Origin of the sequence: Bifidobacterium callitrichos DSM 23973 (assembly GCF_000741175.1) — a bacterium.
In the GTDB taxonomy this organism is placed as follows: domain Bacteria; phylum Actinomycetota; class Actinomycetes; order Actinomycetales; family Bifidobacteriaceae; genus Bifidobacterium; species Bifidobacterium callitrichos.
Genome location: NZ_JGYS01000017.1, coordinates 15,504 through 42,138, shown reverse-complemented (window position 1 = coordinate 42,138; position 26,635 = coordinate 15,504). Strand labels below are relative to the sequence as shown.

The 26,635-nt window shown below is 64.9% G+C and carries 20 protein-coding genes and 1 pseudogene; 10 read left to right on the top strand and 11 right to left on the bottom strand.

Annotated features, from left to right (window positions below; all coding sequences use genetic code 11):
* Nucleotides 1-2: 2 nt before the first annotated feature.
* From BCAL_RS13415 to BCAL_RS09160, 5 genes are all read right to left on the bottom strand, one after another.
* The gene (locus BCAL_RS13415) at nucleotides 3-1,112 is read right to left on the bottom strand and encodes a hypothetical protein (protein WP_043166629.1); all 1,110 of its coding nucleotides are present in this window, start codon (nucleotides 1,110-1,112) and stop codon (nucleotides 3-5) included.
* Nucleotides 1,113-1,114: 2 nt separating this feature from the next.
* Entirely contained in the window at nucleotides 1,115-1,855 is a 741-nt protein-coding gene (locus tag BCAL_RS09175; protein ID WP_238549677.1) for a hypothetical protein, read from the bottom strand.
* Nucleotides 1,855-3,615: a vWA domain-containing protein gene (locus BCAL_RS13410; RefSeq protein WP_043166630.1), complete on the bottom strand. Its 1,761-nt coding sequence runs from the start codon at nucleotides 3,613-3,615 to the stop codon at nucleotides 1,855-1,857. Before BCAL_RS13410 ends, BCAL_RS09175 begins: the two co-directional genes overlap by 1 nt.
* 120 nt (nucleotides 3,616-3,735) lie before the next feature.
* Nucleotides 3,736-4,800: an alpha/beta fold hydrolase gene (locus BCAL_RS09165; RefSeq protein ID WP_043166696.1), complete on the bottom strand. Its 1,065-nt coding sequence runs from the start codon at nucleotides 4,798-4,800 to the stop codon at nucleotides 3,736-3,738.
* Nucleotides 4,801-4,852: 52 nt separating this feature from the next.
* The gene (locus BCAL_RS09160; protein ID WP_043166632.1) at nucleotides 4,853-7,387 is read right to left on the bottom strand and encodes a prolyl oligopeptidase family serine peptidase; all 2,535 of its coding nucleotides are present in this window, start codon (nucleotides 7,385-7,387) and stop codon (nucleotides 4,853-4,855) included.
* Nucleotides 7,388-7,649: 262 nt separating this feature from the next.
* Here BCAL_RS09160 and BCAL_RS09155 point away from each other — a divergent pair, with 262 nt between their 5' ends.
* From BCAL_RS09155 to pknB, 7 genes and pseudogenes are all read left to right on the top strand, one after another.
* Entirely contained in the window at nucleotides 7,650-8,351 is a 702-nt protein-coding gene (locus BCAL_RS09155) for an FhaA domain-containing protein (protein ID WP_043166634.1), read from the top strand.
* Between the two features lie 39 nt (nucleotides 8,352-8,390).
* Nucleotides 8,391-8,975 (top strand): FHA domain-containing protein FhaB/FipA, encoded by a 585-nt coding sequence (locus BCAL_RS09150; RefSeq protein WP_043166636.1) that lies wholly within the window; start codon nucleotides 8,391-8,393, stop codon nucleotides 8,973-8,975.
* 7 nt (nucleotides 8,976-8,982) lie between these two features.
* A complete protein-coding gene (locus BCAL_RS09145) occupies nucleotides 8,983-10,881 on the top strand; it encodes a PP2C family protein-serine/threonine phosphatase (protein WP_081887400.1) in 1,899 nt (632 codons plus the stop codon).
* Nucleotides 10,878-12,410: an FtsW/RodA/SpoVE family cell cycle protein gene (locus BCAL_RS09140; protein ID WP_043166637.1), complete on the top strand. Its 1,533-nt coding sequence runs from the start codon at nucleotides 10,878-10,880 to the stop codon at nucleotides 12,408-12,410. Before BCAL_RS09145 ends, BCAL_RS09140 begins: the two co-directional genes overlap by 4 nt.
* Before the next feature lie 5 nt (nucleotides 12,411-12,415).
* Nucleotides 12,416-13,885, top strand: coding sequence for a peptidoglycan D,D-transpeptidase FtsI family protein (locus BCAL_RS09135; RefSeq protein ID WP_043166699.1), 1,470 nt, complete (start codon nucleotides 12,416-12,418; stop codon nucleotides 13,883-13,885).
* Nucleotides 13,882-14,930: pseudogene (locus BCAL_RS09130) on the top strand (serine/threonine-protein kinase). The gene BCAL_RS09135 and the pseudogene BCAL_RS09130 overlap by 4 nt, the downstream one beginning before the upstream one ends.
* A complete protein-coding gene (gene pknB / locus BCAL_RS09125) occupies nucleotides 14,923-17,109 on the top strand; it encodes a Stk1 family PASTA domain-containing Ser/Thr kinase (protein ID WP_081887399.1) in 2,187 nt (728 codons plus the stop codon). Before BCAL_RS09130 ends, pknB begins: the two are co-directional and overlap by 8 nt.
* A gap of 295 nt (nucleotides 17,110-17,404) precedes the next feature.
* Here pknB and BCAL_RS09120 read toward each other — a convergent pair whose 3' ends face one another.
* From BCAL_RS09120 to BCAL_RS09110, 3 genes are all read right to left on the bottom strand, one after another.
* Nucleotides 17,405-18,049, bottom strand: coding sequence for an anthranilate synthase component II (locus tag BCAL_RS09120; RefSeq protein WP_043166639.1), 645 nt, complete (start codon nucleotides 18,047-18,049; stop codon nucleotides 17,405-17,407).
* Between the two features lie 57 nt (nucleotides 18,050-18,106).
* Entirely contained in the window at nucleotides 18,107-19,282 is a 1,176-nt protein-coding gene (locus tag BCAL_RS09115; protein ID WP_238549676.1) for a class E sortase, read from the bottom strand.
* 72 nt (nucleotides 19,283-19,354) lie between these two features.
* Nucleotides 19,355-20,185, bottom strand: coding sequence for a DUF881 domain-containing protein (locus BCAL_RS09110; protein ID WP_052119233.1), 831 nt, complete (start codon nucleotides 20,183-20,185; stop codon nucleotides 19,355-19,357).
* Nucleotides 20,186-20,380: 195 nt separating this feature from the next.
* Between BCAL_RS09110 and crgA the strand changes: the two genes are divergently transcribed.
* Entirely contained in the window at nucleotides 20,381-20,785 is a 405-nt protein-coding gene (crgA, locus tag BCAL_RS09105; RefSeq protein WP_043166641.1) for a cell division protein CrgA, read from the top strand.
* A 721-nt stretch (nucleotides 20,786-21,506) separates the two neighbouring features.
* On the opposite strand, the gene BCAL_RS09100 is transcribed toward crgA, so the two are convergent.
* On the bottom strand, nucleotides 21,507-22,232 hold the full coding sequence (locus BCAL_RS09100) for a rhomboid family intramembrane serine protease (protein ID WP_043166643.1): 726 nt from the start codon (nucleotides 22,230-22,232) through the stop codon (nucleotides 21,507-21,509).
* 128 nt (nucleotides 22,233-22,360) lie between these two features.
* Between BCAL_RS09100 and BCAL_RS09095 the strand changes: the two genes are divergently transcribed.
* Nucleotides 22,361-22,606 (top strand): hypothetical protein, encoded by a 246-nt coding sequence (locus BCAL_RS09095; protein ID WP_043166644.1) that lies wholly within the window; start codon nucleotides 22,361-22,363, stop codon nucleotides 22,604-22,606.
* Nucleotides 22,607-22,821: 215 nt separating this feature from the next.
* On the opposite strand, the gene BCAL_RS09090 is transcribed toward BCAL_RS09095, so the two are convergent.
* A complete protein-coding gene (locus tag BCAL_RS09090; protein ID WP_043166645.1) occupies nucleotides 22,822-25,266 on the bottom strand; it encodes a glycogen/starch/alpha-glucan phosphorylase in 2,445 nt (814 codons plus the stop codon).
* Between the two features lie 330 nt (nucleotides 25,267-25,596).
* Here BCAL_RS09090 and BCAL_RS09085 point away from each other — a divergent pair, with 330 nt between their 5' ends.
* Complete coding sequence (locus BCAL_RS09085; protein ID WP_043166647.1) at nucleotides 25,597-26,040, top strand: sterol carrier family protein; 444 nt, start codon at nucleotides 25,597-25,599, stop codon at nucleotides 26,038-26,040.
* Here the strand turns inward: BCAL_RS09085 and BCAL_RS09080 are convergent.
* On the bottom strand, nucleotides 26,021-26,446 hold the full coding sequence (locus tag BCAL_RS09080; RefSeq protein ID WP_043166649.1) for a DUF3073 domain-containing protein: 426 nt from the start codon (nucleotides 26,444-26,446) through the stop codon (nucleotides 26,021-26,023). The two genes, BCAL_RS09085 and BCAL_RS09080, sit on opposite strands and share 20 nt — an antisense overlap.
* Nucleotides 26,447-26,635: the final 189 nt, after the last annotated feature.

The following is a 26,635-nucleotide window of genomic DNA, read 5'->3' as shown; positions in this document are numbered from 1 at the left end:
GCTCAGTTGGTGGGCTGTACGCCCTGCAGCGTGGTGATCAGCGCCTGCATCGCATCGTTGCCGGGCAGTTCGGAGACGGCGGATATCTGATCGAGCGCGCCGTTGACCTTGAACCGTTTGATCGAGTCGGTGCCGGAGAAGTTGGCGGCGCGGAAGCCGTGCTTGGTCCATGCGAGCTTCTGGATTTCGGGCGAGGTGAGCACCTTGAGCAGCTTCTCCCCCTTGGCGTCGAGCGCCATGAGCGTGTGCGTGCTCCACACGGTCGGCGTCGGGTAGACGATGACGACGTCGTCCTTGATCTGCTTGAATGCGTCCGGCTGGTTGGCGGCGAGGTCGAGGATCTGCGATTCGTAGCCGACCATCATCGGCTTCGACCCGACACCGAGGGTGAGGAACTGGTTGAACGAGTCCTCGGAGGAGGTCTCCATCCAGCCCGATTTCGCGAAGATCGCCTTGATCTTCTCGCCATCGCGGGCCACCGACTGGGTGGTGGCGGGCTGCCCGCCGTTGAGGACGGTGGCGACGAGCGCCGCGTACTCGTTGCCGGAGTTCGACTGGACGGGGTCGGTCGAGTCGATGCGGAACTGGCCGTAGCCGGCCTTGTAGCCGACGTCGGCCCACGTCTTGTTGGCGATCATCGCGTCGACGGCCTTGGCCATGTCCATCGAGTAGACGCCGTCGGCGTTCTTGGTCATGAGTCCGCCGGCGACGAGCCCGTCGGCCACGGCCTTGTGCGTGTACAGGACGATCGGCGAGTTGAACACGATGTCGCTCTGCGTGGCCTTGACGCCCTTCGCCTTGCCGTATTCGACGGCGGCGCGCGAGGACGGGAACAGGTAGTCCATGCCCTTGGCGTCGGAGTCCATCATCGCAAGGCTGCCGGCCTTGCGGTAGTCGACGTCGAGGCCCTGCGCGGCGGCGGCCTTGAGGAAGTCGGGATCGTCGAACAGGCTGATCTTCTCGCCGCCGAGGTAGCCGGTCACGCTTTCGGTCTTGACGGGCGCGGGCGGGGCGGCCGGCTTCGGGCCGATCTGACGCCAGACGAGCGCGCCGCCGAGGATCGCGACGACCGCGAGCAGCGCGATGAGTCCGATGATCTTCGATTTGGACATGGTTAGTGCTTCCTCTGTTCGTCGGGTGACTGGTTGCTGGTGGCTTTGTCTCTCCCCCAGTCAGCTCCGCTGACAGCCCCCTCCTCAGAGGGGGCCGGAGAAGGGAGGCTCGGGCCGTCAGAGGGGGTCGAGTCCGTGACGTCGTAGCCGTCCATTTGGGCCAGGCGTTGGATGGCGTCGGAGTCGGCGGCGATGCCGAGGGTCTTGGAGCTGACGGCCCGGCTCAGTTCGCCGGCGGCGGTCCGCTCGAGGACCTGCAGCGCCTCGATGGTCTCGCCGCGCGCCTTGGTCATCTGGTCGCGCGCGCCGGACGATTCGACGTCCACGTACGAGCGCAGCAGCTTCTCGGTCTGTTCGCCGTACACGTTGATGTAGTGCCGCAGCGTCGGGTAGGCGGAGGTGTCGCGCGCCACGTAGTCGGTCAGCGAGCGCGTCGCGGCGATGAAGTCGCCGGCCTCCTTCTTGACCATCGGGTCGCGCACCTGCCCGGCGAGCATGCCGATGGCGTTGAGGCGCACGTTGGCGGCGTCGATCGCGTCGGCGGCCTTCTGCCCGTTGGGCAGTGCGGAGACGAGCATGTGTCCGATGCGGCGTTCCGGCTCGGTCAGCGTCGATCCGGCGATGTAGCCGAGTGCGGCGAGCGCGACCGAGACGCCGAGTCCGAGCAGGCCTCCGCCGGTCAGCCAGAAGCCGACTCCGGCGAGGGCGAGGCCGGCGATGAAGCCGCAGATCACTTGGAGCATCAGTTGAATCCCTTGACGGTACGGAACACGTCGGCGAGGTCGCCGGAGCGACCGTCGAACACCTTCGCGTTGGACAGCTGCGCGATCTGGTTGAGCTGGGTCGGGTCGGCTTCGGCGAACATGATCGAGAAGATCGGAATGTCACGGCCGAGGCCCTTGTACTGGTCGAATGCGGCCTGCTGTTGGGCGGTTTCGGACTGTCCGTCGGTCATGAGCACGATCGCGGTGGTGTAGTTGCCGGCCTGGGAGGCGTCGGGCAGCTGCTGGTAGGCGGCCTCGAGGCCACGGTAGATGTCGGTGCCGCCGGAGGCCGGGGTCGCGTCGGCGATGCGCAGCAGGTCTCCGGTGTTGGAGCCGTCGGCGCGCACCGACGTGTGCGGGACGCTTTCGAACGGGATGAGGATGTTCACGTCGCCGTCGCCGGGCTGGATGTGCGCCTGTGCGGCCTTGGCCGGGTCGAGCGCCGCGTTGAGGCCGTTCACGACGCCGGTCTTGCCCTCGCCGCGCATCGAGCCGGAGTAGTCGACCACCCATACGGTCCAGCTGGGCTTCCTCAGCGCGGTCTGGTAGACGTCGAGCGCCTTGGTGATGGTGGCCGCGGCCGGCAGGGCGATGGTCTTGAGCACGCTCGCGTCGGTGTTGAGGCCCCATTCGGCGCGGAACGCCTCCTTGACCTGCTTGTCGGAGGCGTAGGTGAGCGTGCCGCCCAGTCCGGTGCGGCGGCCGGCGCGTTCGAATTCGAGCTTCGCGTTCTTCGTGGTCAGCGCCTTGGCGAACTTCTGGTAGGCCTGTTTGATGTCGGAGCTCTGCGAGCGGTCGACGTAGCCGAGCGGCGAGTCGGACACGGCGATGCCGTCGGACGGGTAGATCGCGAGCAGCGGATCCTTGCCGTTCTTCGTGAGCGTCTTGTCGGCCTGGATGACGAGCGACTCGTAGTTGACCATCGAGTCGAAGCGATCCGGGTTCGCGACGACCATGTCCTTGAGCCAGTCGGACGAGCCGGACGAGCGGTCGACGCCGCGCAGGAGCTGCGCGACCGAGCCCTTGAGTGCGGAGTTGCTGAGGTCGGCGTCGGTCAGCGGGCCGGAGCCGCCGCGCAGGGCGGTCATGAACGCGAGGAACGCGGAGGCGCCGGAGTTCGACTGCGTGGCCGAAGTCATCGAGAACTTGAGGTCGCCGGACGTCACCTTGGCGAGGATGTCGGCGGTGGAGACGGTCTTCGTCTTGCCGCTGGAGTCGGCCCAGCCGAGTTTGACGGCCTTCGATTTGGCGATGCCGAACACGATCGGCGTGGTGGATGTGCTCTGCTGGTCCTTGACGAGGTGCTTGGTGTCTCCCATCGAGATCCACATCGAGGAGGCGGGCCACACGGCGTCATACCCTTCGGCGCCGGAGGAGAGGACCTTCATGATGTCGAGCGAGCCCATGTATTTCATGGTCACGGCGACGTTCGACTCGTCGACCGCGCGCTGGACCGCGTCGGCGACCTCCTTGTTCTCGGAGCCGGACGCGATAGTGATCGTCTGATCGGGCTTGCCGGAGCCGGGCGTGAACTGCTGCTCGCTACCGTCCTTGCTGGTGGTCGACGTGCCGGTCGGCCCGTTGTAGGAGTTGGAGGAATCGTTCGATCCGTTCGCTGTACCGACGTTGGTCTTACCGTTGTCGCTGGTCTGGGCGCACCCGGCCAGCAGCATCGCGGTGGCGGCGACAAGCGCGGCGCAGGCGGCGATTCGACGGCGAAATACGGCTTCTATACCCATACTTCCATTGTCGAACCGCGGACTTACGCCCTCAAGACCGCCACATGACGTCAAAGTGAACTCTGAATGAAAAGCAACACCCGACTACGTAGAATATGTAGTTTCCGCCGCTTTCCGGCGTTACCCCTCCGACGCCACGATCATCGGCGCGCTGAAGAACGCCAGCACCTGCTCCAGATACGGTCCGAACACCGCGTTCGGCATCGAGAAGATCTCGTGCTCGGAGTCGGCGATGTGCACCAGCCGCGCCTGACCACCGCCATCGACCACGCGGTTGACGAACACGTTCTGCGGCTTGTTGCGCACCCAGATGTCATGCCCCGCCTGGAACAGCAGGATCGGCGTCTCGATCTCGGCGCACGCGCTGGGCTTGAGGATCGCGCGGTTCATGCGCATCGCCTGACGCACCCATTCGAACGACGCGCAGTAGGTCTGGTACTCGCGGGTGTCGCAGCGCAGCTGATGATACCAGCGTTCACGCGGCTCGCTCGACAGCTGGTAGGGGCCCAGATCGAGCACGCCGTCGAAGTCCTTCTGGCCGAAGACGCGATGACGGCCCATGCCGCACGCGCACAGCACGTCGACGAGCGCGCGCGTGAGCCACATCGGCATGCCGGTCTGCGGCGCGATCATCGGGCAGGAGAGCACGGCGCGGTCGAACAGGCTCGGATACTGTTCGAGCGCGGCCGCGCCGATGCCGCCGCCCATCGAATGGCAGAACAGGTTGATCGGCTCGCCGGCCGCGTACTGCTGGCCGATCGTGCGCGCGAATCCGGCCAGATCAGCCACATAGCGATGCCAGTCGTCGATCCACACGAGTGACGGATTGTCGACGTCGCGCGCCGACTTGCCGTGTCCGCGATGATCCATCACGCACACGGAGTAGCCGGATTTGAGGAAGTACCAGACGAGTTCGTCGTATTTCTCGGCGAACTCGGTGAAGCCGTGGCTGATGACGATGGCGCCACGGAACACGGCCGTGGCGCCGTCCTCACGCTCGTAGTCGAACTTGGTGGCGTCGTAGCACAGGTAGTGCAGGCCGCCGCCGCGAGGCGTGAGCCCGGCCTCGCGCTCGGCCTGCGCCGGGTTGAACCAGCCTTCGTCGCGGCAGCCGGCGAGCGCCGGACGCACCAGTTTCGTCATCGTCTGCGCGTAGGCGCTCTCGTCGATCAGATTGAGCTGCATACGGCCCATCTTAACGACCCGGCCGACCCATCGACCCGGCGACGCAACCGGCTCAGGCCAACGCGTCCCTGAGGAAGTCGCGCTGGAGGATGAGCAGGTTCTCGGCGACCGTCTCGTCGTTGGTCATGTGGGTGATGCCGGTGAGCGGCAGGAACGTGTGCGGGCGTCCGGCGGCCATGAGCGCCTGGGAGAGGCGCAGGCTGTGGGCGATGGTCACGTTGTCGTCGGCGAACCCGTGGATGAGCATGAGCGGGCGGGTGAGCCTGGGCGCGTCCTGCACGATGCCGTTGCGCCGGTAGACCTCGGGGTCGAGTCCCAGGTAGCGCTCGGTGTAGTGCGTGTCGTAGAGCGTCCAGTCGGTGGGCGGGGCGCCGGCGCAGGCGGCGCGGAACACGTCGGGCGCGTCGAGGACGGCGAGCGCGGAGAGGAATCCGCCGTAGGACCAGCCGATCATGACGACCCTGTCGAGGTCGGGCGCGGGGATGACGCGGTCGGCGTCGGTCTCGTCCGCGCGCGTGTCGTTGATCGTCGCGATGGCCTCGGGCAGGGCGTTGACGGCTTCGATCTGGTCGGCGAGCGTCACGTCCTTCATGTTCTCGAAGATCTCGCGATCCCACTTCGGTCCGCGGCCGGTGGTGCCGCGTCCGTCGGCGGTGACGACGAGGAAGCCCTGATCGGCCCACCACTGCGCCTCCCAGTAGTAGGACTGCGCGGCGATGACCTGCTGGAATCCGGGGCCGCCGTAGGGCTTCATGAGCACGGGCAGCTGTCCGAAGCCGTAGTAGGGGCTGGAGGGGCTCGGCGCGATGATCGCGGTGTACAGGCCGTGTTCGCCGAGGCGCGTGAACGTGACGTTCGGCGTGAAGCCGGGGCGTGCGGCACGGCTGGCGATGGGCGCGGTGAGGATGGTGAGCGCCGTGTCGTCGGTCGGATCGGCGTTCGTGTCCGCATCCTCCGGGTCGTCCGGTTCGATGCCGTCGACGACCGTCAGGCAGTGGGACATGCGCACGTCGGGCGAGGTCATGTCGCGTCCGGTGAGCACGTATCCGTCGCCGGCGCGGCTGGCGGTCCACAGGCCGGGCGTCACGGTCAGCGGGGTGATCGACCCGTCGTAGCCGAAGCTCACCACGTCGAAGCTGCGCGCGTCGTGATCGCCGATGTGCGCGGCGTCGCCGGAAACCGCCGAGGCGTCGGTCGCGAGTCGCCATTCGACCGGCACGTCGGGCGCGAGTTCGGGCGTGCGCTGGACGACGGCGAGCACGTCGTCGTCGGTCACGTCGAGCACGTGACGCACCTGCCAGCCGGCGGGCGTGAACGGATGGCCGTCGACGGTGAGGCGGTTCGTGTCCGCCTCCATGTCGTTGAGGGCCGAGACGAGACGGCCGTCGGGCGTCAGGGCCGGCGTGCCGGAGACGAGGTCGATCCACTGGTCGTTGGCGTGCTCCTCGAGCACGCGGGTCGAGCCGAGCGGATCGTCCTCGCTCACCGCGACCTCAAGTACCTGATCGCGGGTCTGACGGCGGTTCTGCACGAGCACGAGCGGGTCGTGGCCCTTCGTCCAGCTCACGGCCGCGACGTATTCGTACGTGTCGCGATCCCATTCGACGTCGGCGTTGCCGGTGATGCCGGCGTAGCGTTCGTCCTCGTCGAAGTCGAGGGCGAGGACGGTCAGATACACGTCGGCGTTGCGGGTCAGTGCGCGCGGGTAGCGGCGGGGCGCGGCCGGCTTCTCCGGGTCGGCCGGATCGGCGATGTGCCAGATCGGCTCGTCGGCGGTGTCGAAGGATTCGAAGAGCACGTGGCGCGAGTCGGGCGCCCACCAGAAGCCGTCGTAGCGATCCATCTCCTCGCCGGCGACGAACTCCGCCAGGCCGATCTTCCACGTGTTCTCGGCCGGCTCGCCGTCCTCGTCCTCGACGGACACGCCGTAGATCGCGGTGATGCGGTCGTCGAACGGCTCGCCGTCGTCCTCGGCGGCGTCGCCGTCCTCGTCGATGTCCTCGTCGCCCGGCCAGTCGCCGATGTCGACGAGCATCAGGTGTTCGCCGGTGGTGTACAGCACGTGCCAGCCGTCCGGGCTGATGCGCGGGTTCAGGACCGGGGTGTACAGGTCCGGATCCTCGTCGAGCCACGAGCCGGCCAGTTCGCGCGTGCGCACCTCGAGATCGCCGTCGTTGTCGGCATCCTCGGGGTCGCCGATCTCGGTGAGGAACAGTCGGCCGTTGATCGTGAAGACCACGCGATCGCCGTCCGCATCGACCGAATAGCCGACGATGCCGGTGCCGCCCTCGCGGGCGCGCTCGCGGCGGGCACGCTCCTCGGCGGGCACGTCCTCGCTGTCGGCCTTCGCGCCGAGCAGCTCGCGCGGGTCGGCGAGCTTGGTCTCATAGTGGTCGCCGTCGGCGTCGAACCAGCTCAGCCACAGGGAGGTGGCGAGGTCCTCGGGGCCGTCGGAGCGTAGGAACAGGGCCATGGAGCCGTCGCCCAGAGCCTTTGCGGAGCGCGGGGCGCCACTGGTGAATCGCAGCGTGCGCGCCTTCGCGCGTGGGAACTTCTCGATTGCGTCAATCGCAGTGTTTTCGTCCATGCACCCCACGCTACACGCGGGAGCCAACCCCCGGGGGAACCGGTCAGCGTGAGAAATTCGGAAAATCGACGACGGTGGCGCTTCATCCCTAAAATACGCCGCGATTTCGGGGCTACGAGGCCGCCGGGGGTGAATGGATGGCGCTCCGATGGCGGTTTCAGGGGCAACCGGGGGTGATTTGTGGCTTTTGCAAGTATTGACCACGAATATATGGCGCGTTCCGACCCATGCGTACACTGGTCAAGGATAGAAAGGGATGACTATGAGCGTTCTCGACCGTTTTGAGAAAAGCGTCGAAGGCGCAGTGAACGGAGTGTTCTCGAAGTTCGGCTCCAAGGATCTGCAGCCAGTCGACCTGTCCAGCGCCCTGGAGCGCGAGATCGACAACGAGGCCATGCCGGTGGGCCGCGACCGCACGGTCGCCCCGAACGAGTACCGCTTCAAGCTGAGCACCCCCGATTTCGACCGCATTGAACAGTGGGGCAGCGAGACGCTCGCCGACGAGCTGGCCGACAACCTCACGAACTACGCGCGTAGCCAGCACTACGCGTTCGTGGGCCCGGTGGTCGTGATCTTCGAGGAGGATCTGGAGCTCACCAAGGGCAGCTTCAAGCTCACCTCCGCCTCGGTGCAGGGCAACGCGGTTCCGGTCACCACCGACGATCAGAATCAGGACAGCCCGCTGCTGGAGATCAACGGCAGCCAGTACCTGCTCACCAAGGAGAAGACGATCATCGGCCGCGGCTCCGGCTGCGACATCGTCATCGACGATCCGGGCATCTCCCGCAAGCATCTCGAGATCGACATCACCCCCAACGGCGTGATCGCCCGCGATCTGGGCTCCACGAACGGCACGTACGTGGAGGGTCATCAGGTGCCCGCCGCCACGCTTCTGGACGGCAACACCATCACCATCGGCCGCACCCGCATCCTGTATTGGGCGTCCTCCCAGGATCAGGAGTAGCGCCGCACGGCGTTACCGTTACGGTAAAGGTCGAATCGCATGACCGAACTGACATTCGCACTGCTCAAGTATGGATTCCTCGTCCTGCTCTGGGTATTCGTATGGCTCGCCGTGCGTTCCTTGCATCAGGACATCTCGTCCTTCAGCCCGCGCCCGTCGCGCTCGCGCCGTCGCAAGGAGCGTCACGCCTCCCGTAGAGCCAACGCTCCTGCCGTGGCCGTCGCCTCCGGTACGCCCGTCGTCGCGCCGTCGTCCGATGCGATGCGCGCCACGCCGTCCCGTTCCGCCTCGTCCGGCATGTCGGGTTCGACGTCTTCCGGCGGCGTGTCATCCCCGTCGCTGCTGGTGATCATCGACGGACCGCTGGCCGGCTCCTCCGTGCCGCTGACCGGCGACGCGATCACGATCGGCCGCGCCGCGTCGAACACCGTGGTGCTCGACGACGAGTTCGCCTCGTCGCATCACGCCCGCCTGTACCCCGATCCGCGTTCCGGCCAGTGGGCCATCGAGGATCTGAATTCGACGAACGGCACCGTCGTCAACGGCCAGCGTCTGGCCGTGCCCACCGTACTTCCCGCCCGCGTACCCGTACGCATCGGCGCCACGACATTCGAGTTGAGGTGATAGCCGTATGTCCGCCTCCTCCGACCAGTCACACAACGAACAGAACGAACAGACCCAATCGCTGCCCCGGCACATCGCGCAGGATGCGCAGGATGCCGCCGAGACCCTTCCGTTGACGCAGCACTCCTCCGCCGCCACCGATCCACAGCAGCTGTTCCTGTGCTCCACCACCGTTTCCGACGTAGGCACGGTGCGTGCGAACAATCAGGATTCGTCGTTCGCCGGCGCCCATCTCATCGCGATCTGCGACGGCATGGGCGGTCATGCCGGCGGCGACACCGCCTCGACGATCGCGATCCGCTCGCTCGCGCACATCGAACGCGACGACGTGACCGACGACGTCGCCGAGATCGCCTCGATGATGGAGACCTCCGTGATGGCCGCGCACGACGCGATCGTCGGCAAGGCCCGTCGCGAACGCAAGCTCTCCGGCATGGGCACGACCGTGACGGCCGTGGCGCTCGTCGCCGGATACTGGGTGCTCGCGCATATCGGCGATTCGCGCGCCTACCTGCTGCGCGACGGCGTGCTGAGCCGCGCGACGCAGGATCACAGCTACGTGCAGCATCTCATCAACACCGGGCGCATCACCGAGGCGGAGGCCAAGAACCATCCGCAGCGCAACGTCGTGATGCGCGTGCTGGGCGATTTCGACATCGACCCGCATCCGGACATCGCCATGTTCAAGGCGCACGCGGCCGACCGCTGGATGCTGTGCTCCGACGGCCTGTGCGGCGTGCTGGAGGATTCCACGATCGCCGAGACGATGACCGAGGTCTCCAATCCGGGCGATTGCGCGCAGCGGCTCGTGAGCATGGCCCTGCGCGCCGGCAGCACCGACAACGTGACCGCCGTGATCGGCGACGCCACGATGACGCTGGACGCGCACGCCTTCGATCTGCCGCATCAGACGCCGCTGGTGGGCGGCGCGGCGAGCGCGAGCCTCGAGCCGATCGCCGACATCGTCAACGAGCCGATCGCCACCGCTCCGGCGCTGCGCGACGACGACTCCCCCGCCCAGCGTGCGGCCGCTCTGGCCGCGGCCGAGAAGCCGCAGCACGACGCCCGCAACGCGCACGATGCGCGTGATGCGCATGACGGCGGGGATTCCGCTGCGACCTCCGGCGCATCCGGCGACGAGTCGGGTCAGGCGGGCCATGGCAGCCAGAGCGGTCAGGCCGGTCAGGGCAAGGACGAGGCCCCGCGCGTCGTCCAGCCGTCGCTGGTGCGCGAGGAGAACGGCGATCGCCCGAAGAACCCGGACACCGGCGAGATCCCGGTGGTCACGAAGAGCAACGGGCGCATCAGCACCGATCCGAACGATCCGGAGGTGGCGCAGGCCATCCGTGCCGAGCAGGTCAAGCTGCACAAGACGAATCGCGCGCGTCGGCGTCGCAGGCGCATGGCGATCATCGCGATCATCGTGCTCGTGCTGGCCGCGATCGCCGGAGCATTGTTCGGCGTGTACCGCTACAGCCAGTCGAAGTACTACGTCGGCACGGCCGACGGGTATGTCGCGATCTATCAGGGCGTGCCCACCAGCATCGCGAATCTCACGCTCTCGCACGAGGTCAAGCGCACCGCGATCAAGGTGAGCGCGCTGCCGGCGAGCTGGCATAAGGAGCTGGAGCAGGGCATCGTGCGCGACAACTACTCGGAGGCCGAATCGCACGTCGAGCTGATCCGCGACGAACTCGCCTCGCTACAGAAGGCGCAGGCGAAGAGGGACGAGGCCGCGGCCGCGGCATCGGACGGCACGGCATCGGACGGCACGGCATCGGACGGCACGTCGGCGGACGGCGCATCCGGCGATTCCGGCGCGTCGACTGATTCATCTGCCACGCCACAGACGCAACCCCAGACGCAACCCCAGACGCAGACGCAGGAAGGCGGGGCTCAGCAATGATCGCCCTACGCCTACGCCAGATCGCACTGCTGCTCGCCTCATTCCTGCTGTGCGGTATGGCGTTCTATCAGATGTTCTATCGGACCGAAGGGTCCGTCCCCTCCAAGTTCGTCACGCTGCTGACGATCTGCGGCGTGCTGTCGCTGATCTTCTGGGCGCTGGTCAACCACTTCCAGCCGTACGCGAGCCAGGTGCTCCAGCCGTGCGTGGTGATGCTCACCGGCATCGGCGCGGTGATGATCGCGCGCATCGATCATGAGAAGGGCACGACCGTCGCGCAGCGCCAGCTGGAGTTCGTGTGCATCGCGATCGTCCTGTGCTCGCTGCTTGTCGTGTTCCTGCGCGACTACCGTCTGCTGCGGCGATTCTCCTACGTGAGCATGGTCGTCGGTCTGGTGCTGCTGCTCTCCCCGATGCTGCCGGTGCTCGGCCAGGAGATCAACGGCGCGCGCATCTGGATCAAGCTTCCCGGCATCGGCCAGATCCAGCCGGGCGAGTTCGCCAAGCTGTTCCTCGCGTTCTTCTTCGCCGCGTACCTGTTCGACCACCGCGACCATCTGGCCGTCGGCGGCAAGAAGGTGCTCGGCCTGCAATTGCCGCGCATCAAGGATCTGGGCCCGATCATCATCGTGTGGTTCGCCTCGATGGGCGTGCTCGTGCTTCAGCACGACCTCGGCACCTCGCTCATGTTCTTCGCGATGTTCGTCGGCATGCTCTACGTGTCCACCGGCCGGCTCAGCTGGCTGGTGATCGGCTTCATCGGATTCGCGGTCGGCGCGGTCGCGGCGGCCAGCATCTTCGGACACGTCGGCGCACGCGTCGAGGTGTGGCTGCACCCGTTCGACCCGCAGCTCTACAACCGCGTGGGCGGCTCCTACCAGATCGTCAACGGCCTGTTCGGCCTCGCCGCGGGAGGACTGCTCGGCACCGGTCTCGGCCAGGGCATGCCGAACCTCACGCCGTTCGGCAATTCCGATTTCATCTACGCGTCCATCGGCGAGGAGCTCGGACTCGTCGGCTGCATGGCCGTGCTCGTGCTGTACATGATCATCATCGCCTCCGGATTCGTCACCGCGATGAAGGTCAAGGACGGTTTCGGCAAGCTGCTCGCCTCCGGGCTCGTGTTCACGATGGCGTTCCAGATCTTCACCGTGGTCGGCGGCATCACGCTGGTGATCCCGCTGACGGGCCTCACGATGCCGTATATGGCGGCCGGCGGTTCGTCGCTGATCGCGAACTATCTGCTCTCGACGCTGCTCATCATCATCTCGAACGCGGCCAACAAGCCCGCGCCGGAGGTGTCCACCGACACGTTCCAGTACGAGGCGCTGGCCGTGCTGCGCGATCACGAGCTCAAGGAACGCGAAGCTGAGGTCGCCAAGCAGGAGAAGGCCGCCGCCAAGGCGGAGGAGGCCGAAGCCGAAGAGGTCGGGGTCGAGCCGCTGCCCGCCACCTCCGACGCTATGGAGACCGAGGCGATCCAGCAGGGCACCCCCGGCGGCCGCATCCTGACGGGAGGCGCACGATGAACTTCATGAACAAGATGCTGCGCCAGCTGTTCACCGCGGTCGTCGTCCTGTTCACCATCCTCGGCCTGTCCACGACGATCATCACCGCGATCCGCTCCACCTCGCTCAATGCGGATACGCGCAACTCGCGATCGCTCTACCACGAGTTCGGCGCGCCGCGCGGCGCGATCCTCGCCGCCGACGGCACGGTGCTCGCGCAGTCGACCGCCACGAACGACGCGTTCAAATACCAGCGCGGCTACACGAACGGCGCCCTGTACGCGCCGATCACCGGCTTCTTCTCGATCAGCCAGCGCGCGGACCGCGGCATCGAGGCGTCGCGCAACCTGCTGCTCTCCGGACAGTCGGACACGATGTTCTGGCAGCGCGTCAAATCGACGCTGACCGGCAGCGAGAACAAGGGCGCCAACATCGAGACGTCGATCGACACGAAGCTCCAGCAGGCCGCGTACAACGCGCTGCAGGGCCAGACCGGCGCCGTCATCGCGATGGAGCCGAAGACCGGACGCATCCTCGCGATGGTGTCGACGCCGTCATACGATCCGAACCTGCTCGCCTCGCACGACGGCAAGACGATCACCGAGAACTACAAGAACCTGACGAGCGACCCGGCCAATCCGATGCTCAACAACGCGACGAGCCAGCTGTTCCCGCCGGGATCGACGTTCAAGACGATCGTCGCGGCCACCGCGCTCGAAACCGGCAAATACGACACCACCACGTCGATTCCCGCCGGCGCGAGCTATATCCTGCCCGGCACCGTGACCGCGCTGACCAACTCGAGCGCGGCCGCCAACGGCTCGAACGGAGCGATGACCCTTGAGGACGCGCTCACCTACTCGTCGAACACCGCGTTCGCCCAGCTGGGCGTGGCCTTGGGTCAGGACAAGATCGCCGACATGGCCTCGAAGCTCGGCTTCGGCAGCTCGATCCTCATCGACGGCACCGACGTGACCGGCTCGCCGATGAAGGCCGTCGCCTCGCACTACCCGACCACGACGATGACCGCCGACAAGCTCGCGCTGGCCTCGATCGGCCAGGGCGACGTCACCGAAACGGTCATGCAGAACGCACTGGTCGCCTCCGCGATCGCGAACGACGGCAAGCTCATGCGCCCCACGATCGTCGACCGCGTGCGCGCCAGCGACCTGTCCGTGTTCAGCGAGACCAAGGCGAGCGAGATGAGCGAGCCGTTCAGCGCCGACACCGCCAACAAGCTCACGCAGATGATGGAGTCGGTCGTCACCAAGGACGCTCCGACAATCGGCGTGAGCGGCGTGAAGGTCGCCGCCAAGACCGGCACCGCGCAGATCGGTGCCACCAACGCCACGAACGACGGCTGGGTGATGGGCTTCGCCCCGGCCGACGACCCGCAGATCGCGGTCGCCGTCGTCGTGCACAACACCACCGGCTATGGTTATCAGTCGGCCGGACCCATCTTCAGAACCGTCATCCAGGAGGCGCTCAAGCAATGAAACTGATCGAAGGACAGCTCATCCATCGCCGTTACCGCCTCGACTCGCGGATCGCCAAGGGCGGCATGGGCGAGGTCTGGAAGGGCTGGGACATCCAGCTCAACCGCCCCGTCGCCATCAAGCGCTGCGCTCCGACCTCTCGAACGCGGAGGCCAAGCTGCGCCGACTGCGCGCGGAGGCGCACAATTCCGCCAATCTCGCGCATCCGAACATCGCGGCGCTGTTCGAATACTACGAACACGACGGCATCGGCTTCCTCATCATGGAGTACGTGCCGTCGAAGTCGCTCGCCGACCTGTTCCACGAGCAGGGGGCGATGGACCCGCTCACGCTGCTGCCGATCCTCATCCAGACCGCGCGCGGCCTGTTCGTCGCCCACTCCCACGGGGTGATCCATCGCGACGTCAAACCCGCCAACATCATGGTCTCCGACACCGGCGAGGTGAAGATCACCGACTTCGGCGTCTCCTACTCCACCAACCAGGAGCAGATCACGCAGGACGGCATGGTCGTCGGCACCGCCCAGTACATCTCCCCCGAGCAGGCGCAGGGCCAGCAGGCCACGCCCCAGTCGGACATCTACTCGCTCGGCGTCGTCGCATACGAGGGCCTGTGCGGGCATCGCCCGTTCACCGGCGCCACCCCGGTCGACATCGCCGCCGCGCACGTCAACGACCCCGTGCCTCCGCTGCCGGCGAGCGTCGACGTGCAGCTGCGCGAGTTCATCATGTCGATGCTCGCCAAGGATCCGCTTGACCGCCCCAAGGACGCGCTCGTCGTCTCCCGCACGCTGGCCCGCATCGAACGTCGACTCCTCGACCAGCAGACCGAGCTCAACGACTCCACGCGCATCATGGCCCGCAGCGGCGGCCGATTGCCGCGCAGGATCACCAGCATGCCGCATATCCCGCTGGCCAACGCACGCGTGACGGTCACCACGCCGGGCGTCAGCGGCACGGTGCCGGACGCAACGCCGATCACCGGCGAACAGCACACACAGAACGATTCGAGCCGACGCATGTTTGGAAGGAGCAGCAATGAGTAGCATGCCCTCTGCACTCGCCGACGGCCGTTACCAGCTCGGCCAGCTCATCGGCCGCGGTGGTATGGCCGAAGTGCATGTGGCGATGGACACGCGTCTCGGACGCACCGTCGCCATCAAGATCATGCGCTCCGACCTTGCCAACGACGAGATCTTCCTCGCGCGATTCCGCCGCGAGGCGCACTCCGTCGCGCAGATGAACAACCCGAACATCGTCAACATCTACGATTCGGGCGAGGAGATCATCACCGGCGAGAACGGCCAGCCCGAACGTCTGCCGTACCTCGTGATGGAGTACGTCAAGGGTCAGACCCTGCGCGACATCATCCGTGCCAACGGCCCGCTCTCCCAGCGCGACGCCGAACAGGTGATGCTCGGCGTGCTCAACGCGCTCGAATACTCGCATCGGATGGGCATCATCCACCGCGACATCAAGCCCGGCAACATCATGATCTCCGACCAGGGCATGGTCAAGGTCATGGACTTCGGCATCGCCCGCGCGCTCGACGACTCGGCCGCGACGATGACCCAGTCGCAGGGCGTCGTCGGCACCGCGCAGTACCTCTCCCCCGAGCAGGCGCGCGGCGAGACCGTCGACATGCGCTCCGACCTGTACTCGGCCGGCTGCGTGCTCTACGAGATGCTCACCGGACGTCCGCCGTTCACCGGCGACTCCGCCGTGGCGATCGCCTACCAGCATGTCTCCGAGGTCGCGACCCCGCCGTCCGCGGTCGTGCCCGGACTGCCGAAGATGTGGGATTCGATCTGCGCCAAGGCGATGGCCAAGGATCGTCAGAACCGCTACGCGACGGCCGCCGAGTTCAAGAACGACATTCTGACGTTCATGAACGGCGGCGTGCCGGTCGCGGCCGCGTTCAACCCGCTCACCGATCTGGCGAACATGAAGGCCCGCAAGCAGGCCGAGCAGGATGCGGCCACCGTGCCGCTCAACCCGGATGCGAACGGTTCGTCCACGCAGGCGTTCAACCCGGTCACCGGACAGTTCGAGCAGGTGCGTCCGGCGGCGAGCTCCACGATGGCGCAGACCCGCGCGGCCCAGCGCGCGGCGGCCCTCAAGGCCCGCAAGCGCAAGCGCATCGTCATCGGATCGCTCATCGCCCTGGCCGTGGCGATGCTGATCGGCCTCGGCGCATGGTTCCTGATCTCGGGCAACGAGGCGGCCACCGAGCAGATGGCCACCGTGCCGACGATCACCTCGTCGATGACCAAGGACATGGCCGAGGCGAAGATCGAGGCGGCCGGATTCAAGTTCAAGGCCGTCGACGACAACGATTCGACCGAGCCCGAAGGCACGTTCACCAAGCAGGATCCGCAGGGCGGCGCCAAGGCCGCACGCGGTTCGACCGTGCGCGTCTGGTTCTCCACCGGACCGCAGAACACGAAGGTCCCCGACGTGACCGACATGACCCAGTCCGAGGCCCGCGCAGCGCTCGAATCGGCCGGATTCAAGGTCGGCACGAGCGTGCAGACCGAGGACAGCGCCTCGATCGCACGCGACAAGGTCACGCGCACCAACCCGGCGGCCGGCAAGTCCGAGCCGAAGGGCACCGTCGTGATGCTCTACGTCTCCTCCGGCATGGCCAAGGTGCCCGACGGACTGGTCGGCCAGTCGAAGGACGCCGCGGTCGAGGCGCTGAAGAACGCGGGCTTCACCGGCGTGACGATCACCGAGGAGTACAGCGATTCCGTGGCTTCGGGCAATGTGATCGCCGTCAACCCGTCGTCCGGCATGTCCGTGACGCAGGGCACGTCCGTGAGCCTCATCGTATCCAAGGGCTCGATGCCGGTGACCGTGCCGAACGTCATCGGCGAGACCTACGAAAGCGCCAAGGCGCAGCTTGAGGCGCTCGGCCTGACCGTGAGCCAGACCGGATCCACCGGATCCACCGACCGCGTGATCACGCAGAGCTCGAACAGCGGCTCCACCGCGCAGAAGGGCGATACGATCACCCTGACCACGGTCGCCACGCCCACCCCCGGGCCTGGAACGAACGGATCCGGCGGCGGCACGACCGGCGGTGAAACCGGTAACGGCTCAGGAACCGGCGGCACCGGCAATGGCGGCACCACGGAAGGCGGCTCCGGCTCGAACGGATCCGGGTCGTCCGGTTCCGGCACCGGGTCCGGCACCGGAACCACCACCTCAGGCGCGAAGCGCTGACTCTAATCTGGGGACTTAACCAAAACTTCCAAGGGAACGTGGGAGGGGAGGTGTTAGGTTCCCGCGACGGTGCGTGGAAGTTCCCGGAGGATTCAGTGCGAGAAACCGGGGTGGTTAACGTTGAATCCCCCGAGTTCGCGGGATTCAGAGCCGGAATCGGTCTCGTCCGCGCTGAGTCCCGCGCGGACGGCCGAGACATATCGTAATGGAGGGCGGCTGGATTGACGAAACGGATTGGAATCGTTGAAATACCACCGTTCCGGCAATGAAAAAGCCCTTTTGGGGCGAGGCTGATCTACTTGTTCACCTTGGGCTGGAGGCCGGCGGAGTTGGCTACGGCGGTGGTCTGGCCGCACACGGCGAGCCAGTTGGCCAGGAGACGGTAGCCGTCCTGGGTCATCACGGATTCGGGGTGGAACTGGACGGCGTACATCGGCTTGCCCTTGACGCGGATGCCCTGCACGATGTGATCGCCCTGCGTCCACGCGGTCACTTCGAGCGTGTCCGGCACGGAATCGGGCTCGACGGCGAGCGAGTGGTAGCGGGTGGCGGTCATCGGGTTGGCGACTCCGGCGAAGATCTCGTCATCGACGTGCTCGACGAGGCTGGTCTTGCCGTGCATGATCGTCGGCGCGTGATCGACCGTGCAGCCGTACACTTCGGCGAGCGCCTGCAGACCGAGGCACACGCCGAACATCGGCTTGTTCTGGCGGGCGCACAGGCGGATCATGTCCTCGCTGGCGCCGGATTCGGCCGGAGCTCCCGGGCCGGGGGAGATCAGCACGCCGTCGTAGCCGTCGGTCACGTGCTCGTCGGACGGGTCGACGGCGTCGTTGCGCACCACGTCGACGGTGGCACCGAGCGTTTTCAGGTATCCGACGATCGTATAGACGAACGAATCGTAGTTGTCGACCACAAGGATGTGCGCGGAATCGGTCACGATGGCTCCTTCATGAATTGCGTCTGCTGCCCAAAGTCTACTGCGAGTGTAATGCGGCTACTGCTGGACGGCCACGTAGTTGCTCATCTGCTGCAGCATCGGGATGTTGGCGGCGGCCCAGGGGAACGTCCACTGGAACAGCGCGCCGACCGCGGCCGCGGCGAGCAGCACGGTGAGGACCACGCGGATCGGCAGGATGCCGGGCTGGAGTCGCCAGAGCAGACCGTAGATGCTCGCGTCCGGCCTGCGGCGACGACCCGAACGGATGTCGGCGATCAGCGGCCACTGCCAGGCGACGGCCGCCGCGATCGCGAGCACCGCCCAGATCACCAGCGAGCCGAACACGTACGGCGTGAGCGAGCCGAGGCGGGCGGGCAACGACATGGTGGTGGTGTTCGTGCTTGCGAACCTGATCTTGCCGGCCGAGTCGGTGGAGGCGAGCTCCTGCGGGATGCCGTCGGACACCTTCGCCCAGTATTTGAGTTCGCCCCATGCGATCCAGCGGTGCGTGGCGGTCGTGTATTTCGGTTCGCACGTGGTCAGGGTGATCATGCGCTTGGTCGGTTTCGCGTTCGGATCCGACGAATCGGGTGTCGGGTTCGGCGCGACCACCCACACGTCGGTCGGGACGACGATCTGGTATTTCGTGTACGTGTACACGTACCAGTAGTCCTGCGTGCGGATGATGATCGGATCGCCGGTCTGGAGCTTGTCGATGTCGCCGAGCGGCTCGCCGTAGCCGGAGCGATGGCCGGCAATCGCGAAGTTGCCGATCTCACCGGGCATCTGCGTGCTCTGGTAGTGGCCGAGCCCGTGGCGGGCGAGCTGTTCCGCATCGGTGCCTTCGACGATGTTGCGCTGCCATCCCTCGCCGAATCGCGGGATGTACACTTCGGCGACCAGATCGCCGTAGCTGGCGCTGCTCGGCTGTACGGGGGCGTCACCGGACTGCGCCTTGGCGATGGTGGTCGTGCTGTCCGCGTTGCCTGCCGCACCGTCCGTGCTGCCCGTGCTGCCCGCGGTCGACGTGCCGGGGGTCGCCCACGACACCTGCTCGCGCGTCTCGACCTGCGTGCGTTCCGATATGACGCCGGTCCACCACATCTGCCACACGATATACAGCGCGCAGACCACGGCCATCGTGATGAGGATCTCCGCGATGATGCCGATCATCTGCCATACGGGATTGCGGCGGGAGCCCGAGGCCGCACCGGCGGTCATGCGAGTGGTCATGTCATCCGATGACCGCCTGCCGCCACGTACGTTCCTGTTCGCCGCCCTGTTCGCGCTGTGCTTCATCGATGCCTACTCCCCCTGCGTGCCCGTGTCTGTGCCGTTCGTGCCGGACGCGCCACTTGTTCCGGCCGTATCATCGCCCGACGTGCCCGACGCATCACCCAGCACCGAGGCGTAGGTGAGCGGCTGCAGCAGCGACGCCGTCTCGTCGAAATGCAGATTCTTCTTCCGTTCGACCTTCCAACCGAGGCCGAACGCGCTGACGTACTGCTTATAGATGCCGATCGCGGGCGAATCGTCCAACGCCTTGATCAGGCTGTCCTGATCGCCGATCGCGTAGATCGTGAACGGCGGCGAGTATTTCTTGCCGTGCAGCGAGACGACGTTGCCCGAGCAGATCACGGCGGAGTTGAACAGCATGCGCTGGTCCATGAACGACATCGACGTGGCGCCGCCCGCCCATAGCGCGTTGATCACCGATTCGATGTCCTGCTGGTGAATCACGTACTTGTCGATGTCCTCGCTGGAACCGGAGGAGTCGATCGCCTGCTCCCACATCGGCGAATCGTCGAGCGTGACGGCGACGCCCGCACCGTCCACCGCGGGCAGGGTCGCGCCGGAACCGGCGTCGTCGGCGGTGGCGTCGCTGCCGTTCTTCGCGACGAGATCGGTCATCGTGCTCACGTCCGCACTGAGCTTTTCGACTTCCGCGTTGAGCTTGTTGACCTCGTCCACACGCTGTTCGATGAGCCCGGCGGTGTCCGAGTTGACGGTGGCGGTGCGATTGAATCGCAGATTCGTCATGAACAGGTATCCGGTGAGCGCGACGACGAGCATAACCGCGATGCCGCCCGCGAAGGAGCGCTTCACACTGTGCCGTCCACCTCTGTGTCTGGCCATGGCCGCCGCCTTTCCTTCACGCCGGAATCCCGATCCATCAATCCCAGTCCATCATCCCAGTGCATCCGCGGCCTATCTATGCATACGGCCCCGCGTTGTACAGTATGATCACCATTATTCGGGATTGTTCGCCGCGTTCGAGTGTAACCACTATTATGACTTCTAGCCTATAGAACTTGAATGGAGACTACGCTGATGGCTGACGAAGAGCTGGACAACAACTCGAATGGACAGAAGGACTGGCAGTCCGATACGGAGAAGACGACGGACGCGGATACCGCGGGTCTCGTCGACATGGACAAGGTCGAGGCCGTCCTCAACGCCACCGCCGACAAGTCCTCGATGACCCCTCAGATGCAGCGCATGATGGCGCGCCAGGAGGAGAACACCCGCCGCGTCGAGGAGACGATCAAGGGCACCAAGTCGAACCCGCGCTGGTTCGTGCCGCTGTTCTGCATCCTGATGGTGATCGGCCTGATCTGGGTCGTCACCTACTACCTGACCTCCAACTACCCGATTCCGAACATCGGTGCCTGGAACCTGCTCATCGGCTTCGTGATCATCATGATCGGCTTCATCATGACGATGTGGTGGCGCTGAGCCCGTCGATCTTTCAGCCGGTGCGATAATAATCGCCGGCAGTATTGAACAGGTATCAGGCAAGGGGCTGGACCGTTATCAACGGTTCCGGCCCCTTGTCGTACCTGCAGCGTTCCGATGCTTCCTCTTCCTCTCCGCTGTACCCCCGCACAGGTGAGTATGTGGATATGTGCACATATGCATAATGAGTAATCCACAGGTTATCCACAGTGATAATCGTTGAAATTCCAGCGATTGTGGATCATTATCCACAAGTTATCCACCACTTATCCACTGATTGTGCACTGCTTTTCCACTGATACGTAGTGGTTATCCCCAAACTAGCCACTGGATATCGTGGAGTTATCCACAATCGAGGCGCGTTATGCACACGATTTGCGGCATATACAGCCTCCGGACAGCCTTTCGACGGCCCGAGTTATCCACCTGTACACCCCCAGACACCCCCTATATACCCCCCAAGCACCCCGAATGTGCAATTGTGGATAACCTGTTGTGCACATATCCACAATTCACAATCGTTGAAATTCCGCCGATTTGGCACTCAAAATGGGGTTATGCACACCTGTTTTCCACCATATGCCCGCCGTTATCCCCAAGTTATCCACACTCTTTTCCACAGATTGTGGAAAACCACACGGTTGTAATTCACACTACATGTAGTGGCGAGCCCCATCGCCCGCCACTACACACAGGTGACACCCCCCCCCTAGCGACGCGATCACGCGATCGACATCAGGCACACCATCGCGATCGCGACGAGCGCGACGACCACCGCTCCCCCATAGATCCACATGCGCTGGTTGAACGAACGGCGGCGCAATGCGGGAATCCCAGCGACCAGCAGCCACGTGAGCACGCCGCCGGTCACGAATCCGCCGACGTGCGACTGCCAGGCGATGCCTCCGACCACGAACGGCAACAGGAAGTTGACCGCCATCCACACCAGCATCGAATTGATATCGGCCCCGATGCGGCGATAGACGACCAGAATCGCGGCGAACAGGCCGAACAGCGCGCCCGACGCACCATACGCGGCCATCATCCAATTGCCGGTCACGCGGGCCCACACGACGAGGCCCACCGCGCCGCCGAATCCGGAGATCAGGTAGAGCACGAGATACTTCCAGTGGCCCATCATGCGTTCCAGCTCAGGGCCGACCGAATACAGTGCGATCATGTTGAACAGAATGTGCATGATGTTCGGCGCATGCAGGAACATCGACGTGAACCACGTCCACGGACGGGAGAACAGCGTGAACGGCATCACCATGCCGGAGCCGATGAACTCGTTGAACAGGGCGGGCGAGAGCAGTCGCAGCAGTATCTCGACAAGCCACACCGCCACGCACACGGCGACCAGCGCCTTGGTGACCACCGGGCCGTTGTTCCTCCACTCGTAGGCGATCTGCTGTCTCGTAGGGAATTTCGGTAGATTCATGCGCATGGGATCAGTCTATCGGGAGGAGATGCCTTGGGCGCGTTCACACCCGATCCTCACAAAAACGTGCCTATGATGGGGAAGCAAGGTCGTCACTGAACGAACAGGGCGACGAGAATGGGAAAGGAGCCGTCATGGAGAACAAGTCCTCGAACGGTTGGAAGTTCTTTGCGTTGCTGTTTGGTGCGCTGCTCGCCGGCGTGGTGGGCCTGTACATCTACAAGCAGCAGAACCCGGATTACGATCCGTGGGAGGAGCCGTGGGAGAACAGCTCCTCGCCGGTTGACCTGGGTCTCGACAAGGCCGAGAAGGCCGACAAGGCCAAGGACGAGGCCGCCCCGGCCGACGACGCTCCCGAGGCCGCTCCCGCCGAAGCCTGATCAGCACCGCCACAGCGCAATATTACGGATATACGAAAAGGTCCCGCAATCTCAAATGGATTGCGGGACCTTTTCGTTATCACTCAGTCGCTATCTCCTAGCTCCTAACTCACGTCACGCGCGAGCGGGTGATTATGCGTGTGGCCTCTAGGCGCAGAGGGTGAAGGCGTACAAAGGTACGTCGAACCCTCTGCGCCGACGAGGACACTCCATAATCACGCGAGCGGGCCGGTGTGCCAGATGTCCTTGAGGTAATCCTCGATCGAACGGTCGGAGCTGAAGAAGCCGGAGTTCGCAACGTTGAGCAGGGCCTTGCGGTTCCACTCGAGCTGATCCTGGTAGAGCTTCTCGATCTCGGACTGGATGTCGACGTAGGAGGTGAAGTCGGCGAGGGTCATGAACCAGTCCTTGGTCAGCCAGTCGGCGACGAGCGGCGCGTAGGCGTTGCGGTCACCGTTGGAGAAGGTGCCGTTGGCGACGAGGTCAATGGCGTGCTTCAGGCGAGGATCGGCCTCGTAGTACTTGGCCGGATCGTAGTCGTTGGCGTACTGCTCCTCGACCTCGTCGACGGTCATGCCGAAGAGGAAGAAGTTCTCGGCGCCGACGCGCTCACGGATCTCGACGTTCGCACCATCGAGGGTGCCGACGGTCAGAGCGCCGTTGAGGGCGAACTTCATGTTACCGGTGCCGGAGGCCTCCTTACCGGCCTGGGAGATCTGCTCGTCGAGCTCGGTGGCCGGGATGAGGTTCTGGGCCATCTCGATGTTGTAGTTCGGGAGCATGTAGACGGCGAGCTTGCCCTTGAGGTCCGGGTCGTTGTTGATGACACGGGAGACGTTGTTGATCAGCTCGATGGTCATCTTGGCCAGGTAGTAGCCCGGGGCGGCCTTCGCACCGAAGAACACGGTGCGCGGCTGCAGGTCCTCGACGGAGGCGGAGCCGTTCTTGATGGCGGCGTACTGGGAGATGGTGGCCAGGATCTTCAGGCTCTGGCGCTTGTACTCGTGCAGACGCTTGACCATCGTGTTGAACAGGGTGTTCTCGTCGACGTCGATGCCGTAGTGCTGCTTGGCGAAGCCGACGAAGGAGTGCTTGTTGGCCTGCTTGACGGCGGCGAACTTCTTGACGAACTCGTCGTCCTTGGCCAGCGGGACGAGGCCCTGCAGCAGCTCAAGGTCGGACAGCCACTTGTCGGTGCCGAGGCCCTCGGTGATGAGGTCGGACAGACCCGGGTTGGCGAGCTTGATGAAGCGACGCGGGGTGACGCCGTTGGTGACGTTGGTGAACTTGTCCGGGTAGACGTCGGAGAAGTCCTTGAGGGTGACGTCCTTGAGGAGCTGGGAGTGCAGAGCGGCCACGCCGTTGACGTGGGAGCCGCCGTAGGTGGCGAGGTAGGCCATGCGGACGGAGTCGCCGGTGTAGATGCGCATGCGCTCGATGGTCTCGTCGTCGACGCCCTTGCCCTTGAGCTCGTCCTCGAACTGCTCGTTGATCTTCTCGATGATCTCGAGGTGACGCGGCAGCAGCTCGCCGATGAGGTCGGCGGACCAGACCTCGAGGGCCTCCGGCAGCAGGGTGTGGCAGGTGTAGTTGAAGGTCTTCACCGTGATGTCCCACGCGGTGTCCCAGTCGTAGTCGTACTCATCGATGAGGATGCGCATGAGCTCCGGGATGCCGATGACCGGGTGGGTGTCGTTGAGCTGGAACGTGATCTTGTTCGGGAAGGTGGTCAGATCCGGCTTGTCCTGGCCCGGGTAGAAGACGCGGATGGCGTCGTGCAGGGAGGCGGCGACGAAGAAGTACTGCTGCTCGAGGCGCAGCTCCTTGCCGACCTTGGTGGAATCCTCCGGGTACAGGACCTTGGAGATGTCCTCGGCCTTGACCTGCGGCTTGACGGCGTCGAGGTACTCGCTCTTGTTGAAGGTGAGCAGGTCGAACTCGTCGTAGGACTTGGCGGTCCACAGGCGCAGGGTGTTCACACGCTGGGACTTGTAGCCCGGCACGAGGTAGTCGACCGGGACGGCGCGCACGGACCAGGCCGGCTTCCAGACCTTCTTGCCGTTCTCCTCGACGACCTCGCCGCCGAAGGAGACCTTCTGGTCACGGTTGTAGTCGATGTGGCCCCACGGCTCCTCGTTGTTCAGCCAGTAGTCCGGGGTCTCAACCTGCTTGCCGTTCTCGTCGAACGTCTGCTTGAAGATGCCGTAGCGGTACTGGATGCCGTAGCCGAAGGCCGGCACGCCAAGGGAGGCGAGGGAGTCGACGTAGCAGGCGGCGAGACGGCCGAGGCCGCCGTTGCCGAGGCCCGGCTCGTACTCGGCGTCGACGATGTCCTTCGGCTGGAAGCCGAGGGCCTCGACGGCGGAGTCGAACTGATCGGTCAGGCCAGCGTTGAGCAGGGCGTTCTCAAGCTGCTTGCCCATGAGGAACTCGGCGGAGAAGTAGCCGACGGCCTTGGTGTTGCCGTTGACCATATCAGCCTGAGTCTTGAACCAAGAGTCCGCGAGGTGGTTGCGGACGGCCTTGGAGGCGGCGACGTAGACGTCGGCGGCGGTCGCCTGCTCGGGGGTGACGCCCTGGGTGTACTTCAGCTGTTCACGAATCTCGTCGGCGAACTGCTCAGCCGTGACGGGAGACTTCGGTGCAGTGATCTCGGTCATGTTTCTTTTTGTCCTTCCGGGATGGAACTTCCCTGACCATGATAAGGCGCGATATTGGCCGCGCTTCAACCCATACATGAACAGTGCGTTACATTCCGCACCACTTCGTGCATACGTTGTCATAGCTCTTGATCATCACCATACTACGTAGTATGGCCATCGAATCGGGAGACGATGTTCACGAGCCGGTCGGGGGTGCGTCGCGAATCGATCGCTTCGCTGGGAGGCGAGTTCCGCACCCGCAGCGATGACGAAACGTTCAGCCATCCACGCTCAGCCACACAACCGTCAAATCCGTCATGCCGTCCACGGACGTGACACAATGACGGTATGGCTGTGATTCTGGAAAAGGATTTGGAACGCGGACGCGTGGCACTCAAGCAATGGTGCGAGGCGGCGCGCGCTGAAGCCGCACGCATTGGCGCGCCAACCGCGGCGATCCCCGCGCGCCTCGCCATCGCGCCGAAACTGCCGCGCCCGGTCATGGCGATGGCCGTACGCTACTCGCTGTTCCTGCTTGAACGCAAGGCACCCGGCCCCGGTGTGGAGGTACGCGTGGCCCCGTGGGGCGCGATCAAGATCCTCGACGGACCGGCCTCCGACCCGCATAATCTCACGCCGCCGGACGTCATCGAACTGGATCCGCAGGTATGGCTGCGCCTTGCGGCCGGGATCACCTCATGGAACGAGGAGAAGGAGGCCGGGCATATCAGCGCGGTCGGCGAACGCGACGATCTGGGGTGGCTGCTGCCGCTCAGGCCTTATGCGGCTTGAGTGCGCTCGGCATCGGCATCGGGATGGGCTTGTGCGGCACCGGCTTCGCGCTGGTCTTGCTTGCCTTGGGAAATTCGCCGCTGGTGGCCTTCGCGGCCGCCTCGGCGGCCCACTTGGCGTACTCGTCCAGATCGTCATCGCCCTGCGCGCTGGCACCGCTGACGCGATCAGCGTCATCGGCATCAGCGGAAACAATCGAATCCGCCGCAACGGCGGCGTCCGAAGTCTCGTCCGCATAGTGAGAAGAATACTGATCCTCGACGTCGGCAAACGGGTCAACCGAGCCGGTTCCCGGCTCCTGACCGCTCAGTTCCTTGGCAAGCTCATCATAATCGGTGTCGGTAGTCAGATATTTGAGCTTACGAGCTATCTTCTGCTGCTTGGCTTTCTGACGTCCGCGGCCCATGTGACCCCCTGAGATAATGCTTGCTATCAATTCATCAACATAGAAGAGTACCACTTGTCTGATTCATTGGGCTTGTCGGCTCGCGCTTTTACGATAAAAGCGATATTTTGCACGGTTTTGACACAACCTGATCACCACACTGACCAGTCACCTGATCAGACGGATCACCGAAACCACCGAAAAGGACGA